Annotated in this window: 2 protein-coding genes and 1 pseudogene; all 3 read right to left on the bottom strand. The window is 66.6% G+C overall.

The window, feature by feature from the left end; translation table 11 throughout:
* Positions 1 to 93: 93 nt before the first annotated feature.
* Positions 94 to 2,385 (bottom strand): tyrosine-type recombinase/integrase, encoded by a 2,292-nt coding sequence (locus tag ACFPJ1_RS43240; RefSeq protein ID WP_380112274.1) that lies wholly within the window; start codon positions 2,383 to 2,385, stop codon positions 94 to 96.
* Positions 2,364 to 3,485 carry a site-specific integrase gene (locus ACFPJ1_RS43235; protein WP_380112273.1) on the bottom strand — a complete coding sequence of 374 codons (1,122 nt, stop codon included), beginning with the start codon at positions 3,483 to 3,485 and terminating at the stop codon, positions 2,364 to 2,366. Before ACFPJ1_RS43235 ends, ACFPJ1_RS43240 begins: the two co-directional genes overlap by 22 nt.
* A 107-nt stretch (positions 3,486 to 3,592) precedes the next feature.
* Positions 3,593 to 3,834, bottom strand: a pseudogene (locus tag ACFPJ1_RS43230) (hypothetical protein); the annotation flags it as partial.

Below are 3,834 nucleotides of genomic sequence, written 5' to 3'. Positions count from 1 at the left end.
CCGGACATCTCAGCGGCTTGCAGGGCATCGCGGGCACTGTCGACGGCGATCTGGTGTCGACGTCGCGCTGATTCGGCCAGCGCTGCTCCCGGTTCAGCAGGCATCGTGGGCCGTCTTCGCTGCCAGGCCCTGTTTGATCTGCTCGATCCGCAGGTCGAGTTGTTCCAGCACGACCCGGTTCTGGTCGGCCATGCGGCTGGCTCCGGCCTGGTCGAACCGGTCGATCAGAGCCAGGGTCCGCGTGCGCTGCTCCTGATGCGCGGGCAGGTCCTGGCTGGTAGTGATGAACACCGGGCAAGGCAGACACTTGTTGGAGTGGTCGCAGCTTTGCTGGCGTGGAAGCCCGCAGTGCCCGTTCGGCAGGGCTGTGCGGGCCCGGTTGGCCCACTCGACATCGGTGGGGATCAGGTGGCCGTAATCGTCGTCGGGGCCGCGCCCAGCGTCCCATTCGGCGCGGATCGTGGTGTCGAGCAGCCGAGCGTAGTGCGACGACATTTCCAGGCTGGAGTGGTCGAGGAGTTGCTTGACAACCTCGAGCCGCACTCCCCTGTTGATCAGCCCGGTAGCGAACGTGTGGCGCCACTGGTGGGCCGTGATCGTGACCGGCCTGCCGGCCTCGTCGCTAATCCGTGTGGTTGTCTGGAAGGTGCGCAGCTGTTGTTGGTAGGTGGTGCCGGTGAAGCCTCGGGTCCCATCGGGGTTCCTGGTGGCCTTTGGGGTCAGCTTCAGGCTGACAGCGGGCAGTGTCTTGGGGGCCGGGATGGAGAGGTAGTCGGCGGTCGGGCCGGGGAAGCGTTGCGCGGTGCGTTGCTGCTGAACGCGGATCCGGTCCAGCAGCGCCGGGCTGATCGGGACGTAGGCTTCGCGGCGCATCTTGTGGTTCCAGTAGCGGATGTACGGGTTGGCGTCGTTGTCGAAGACCAGCGGGTCATACCCCAACGCGCAAGCGTCGCCCAGGCGTAGACCGGTGGCGATCATTAGCTCGGTGAGGAAGCGGCCGTCCGGGTGTGGCCACTCGGGCAGGTGAGCTCGGACCTGGGTCATGACGTGGCTGTTCAGGCCGCGGGCGCGCAGCGGGTCCATCCGGGGATAGTCCGAGGAGTAGATGACGGCGCTGCGGGGCAGGTCTGGTGCCCAGTCCTCGTGGTCTTGCAACGCGCGCAGAAACACCGCGACCGCGCTGATGTGATCACGGATCGTCGAGGCCGCCAGATCACCGCCCTCGTGGAGCGACGCGATGTGTTGCTCGAGCACCGGTCGGGTCAGCTGCCGGATCGAGTACTGAGCTTGACCGGTCGACGTCAAGAAGGTTGATAGGCGGCGCAGCGCCAGCAGGTCGGCGAGGACGGTGTTGACCGACTTCTCCTCGACAGTGAGCCGCCAGTGCAGCCACCGTTTCGCGGACTCGACCAGCCACCGTTGGCCGATGTCAGTGAAGTTGAGCTGCCGACTGGCCGAGACCGCGATGTAGCCGAGCCGGTGCAGCTGCCACAGATCGCGCGGGTACTCGTTGGCCCAGCCACGGCCGTCCAGCAGATCGGACAGCTCCTCGACGACAAAGCCGAGAAAAACATACGAGGTCGCTCCGTGCCTGGGGTTCGGCCACTGCTGCCGGAACAACGCCTGCCACTCGGCGCGGTTGCGGTCGAGCAGCGTGGTTGCGCCGCTGTGGAGTAACAGCCGAGTCAGGTAGCCGACAGAGTGGTCGCTCTTGCCGTGTCCGAGTTCGCTGCTGCGCTGCAGGCCGTACTGCAGTTCCAGCTTCAGCTGCGCCGGCAGCCGGCGAAAGTCCCAGCGCGGGTCGCCGTAATTCATCACCACGGCCTCGAACTCCGCGTGAACTCTGCAGCCATCGTTGCGCCACCGCCGGGCGTGGACCCGACAGTACGGATCAGCGTCCTCGGCGAGCAGGTCACAATGGGGCAGGCGGCAGACTGCCGCAGCGATGCCCGGATCGTGCACTTCAGCGGCAGCGGACCACGCCTCAACTGGTGGCTTTCCGGCAGCGACCCATACTTTGCGGTGGTCGGGACACAGATGTGCCGACCGGACTGCACCCCGGCGACAGGTCGGTACTTTGCAGGCTGCGAGGACATGGCTGTCGACGATCAGGAACCTAGTGGTGGCGGTGAACTCTGCCAGGTCCGGCCCGCCATGGCGGATCCTGCGCAGCGCGTGACCGTTGCACAATCCAGCCTCGGTCACCTCGCGCGGACACCCGACGACAGCGCAGACCGCGGCCATGTGGCGGGCATGAACCAGGATCGCGGGCTCGACTCGCCAGGCCGGCGCGACCAGGTCCTCCAGCAGGCCGCGGGCGCGGCGGACCCGCGCCTCGACGGATTCGTCGACGTGGGTGCCGATCAGGTCGTGGAGTCGTCGCACGGTGGCTCCGATTCGCTGAGGAAGCCGGCAGTCACCAGGTCGTGGCGCACGTCTTCGATGGTCAGATGGGCGTACGTGTCGATCGTCGTGGACACCGACGCATGCCCAAGCAACTTCTGCACCACCTCCGCCTTCACCCCGGCACGTAGCAGCCGGGTGGCGTAGGTGTGGCGGAACATGTGCGGTGTGACCGCTATCCCGGTCCGGCGCGCCAGTCGGCCGAACAGGTCGGCAACTGCCGCATAGCTCAACGGACGGCCGACAGGTGTCGACCACAGCCGGACGAACAGGTAGTCGCTATCGAGATCGCCGTACTCGTGGTGCAGGTAGTCGCCGTGCAACCGCAGCCAACCGGTGCCAACCGGCACTGACCGTTCCCAGGTCTTGGCTCGTGCACCATTAGCGTTCTGCCGGCATCGCACGTCGACGGTCCCGTCAGCGGTGCGGATGTCTTCGTGGCGAAGTCCTAGCGCTTCCCCGATCCGCAAGCCGGTCGCGTCCAGCAATCCCAGCAGCACACGGTCGCGGAGATGGTCGCAGGCCTCGACCAGTACCGACACCTGCTCGTCGGACAGGACCAACGGCCGGCGTGACGGCTCGCGCAGGCGCAGATCGCTGCGCTGCGGCCGGGAGCGTCTGACGTGCGCCAAGAACGGCCGGAACGACGTACTGGTTGCTGCGACCGGGCGGCTCGCGTCGCGGATCGTCAAGGCCATCTCCACGCCATGGCGGCGGTGGAACTCGTAGAACGACGTGACCGCGGACAGTTTGCGGTTGATGGTCGACTCGCTGCACGCCGAGACGGTTGCCGGAAGCACCGAGATCTCGCCGCGACGCGCGGCCGGAGGTAACCGCAACCACGGCTTGAACGCAGCCAGCTCGTCGTAACGCAACCGATCCCAGGCAAGGCCCCGGCCGGTGAGGTACTCGAAGTAGTCCTTGAGGTCGTGCGCGTACGCCTTCACCGTGTTCGGAGAACGACCCTGATCAGTCAAGTGGGACAAGAACTGCTCGACCGGCGCCACCTGGCGCCAGTCATCGCCCAGCACGGTCCACGACTCGTCACCAGCCTCGAAAGGAGCCACCCGCTGTACCCGCATCGGCTCTCCCGCCGTGTCGTAGACACCGCGAACCTAGAGCGTCCACAACAGGGATCCGGGACGTCCATCGGCCAGTCCCCGACGTGTTGAACACGTAACCTGCGACCTCAGATAACGTCGTCGAGCACGACGCCGTCCGGGAGCTGCCGGGTGGCGGCGGTGACGATGTCGGGGAACCGGTCGCTGATCTCATGCCGGTTGCGGGTCCACAGCCGCGCCCGGTCACCGCTGCGGACGATCGCGACCCGACTAGTTGACTGAACTCTTCCAAGGCGCCGGTCGGCGCCTACGTCGGGTTCGGAAAGGTGTGCCGACGGGGACGGTCTGCCGATCTGTCCGAGCACCGCAC

The organism is Kribbella qitaiheensis, assembly GCF_042657745.1.
Classification (GTDB): Bacteria; Actinomycetota; Actinomycetes; order Propionibacteriales; family Kribbellaceae; genus Kribbella; species Kribbella qitaiheensis.
This window is presented reverse-complemented; position numbering and strand designations above follow the sequence as displayed.

Coding starts and splice junctions, on each gene's coding strand:
- ACFPJ1_RS43235 (WP_380112273.1), bottom strand. CDS start 3,485: ATGCGGGTACAGCGGGTGGCTCCTTTCGAGGCTGGTGACGAGTCGTGG.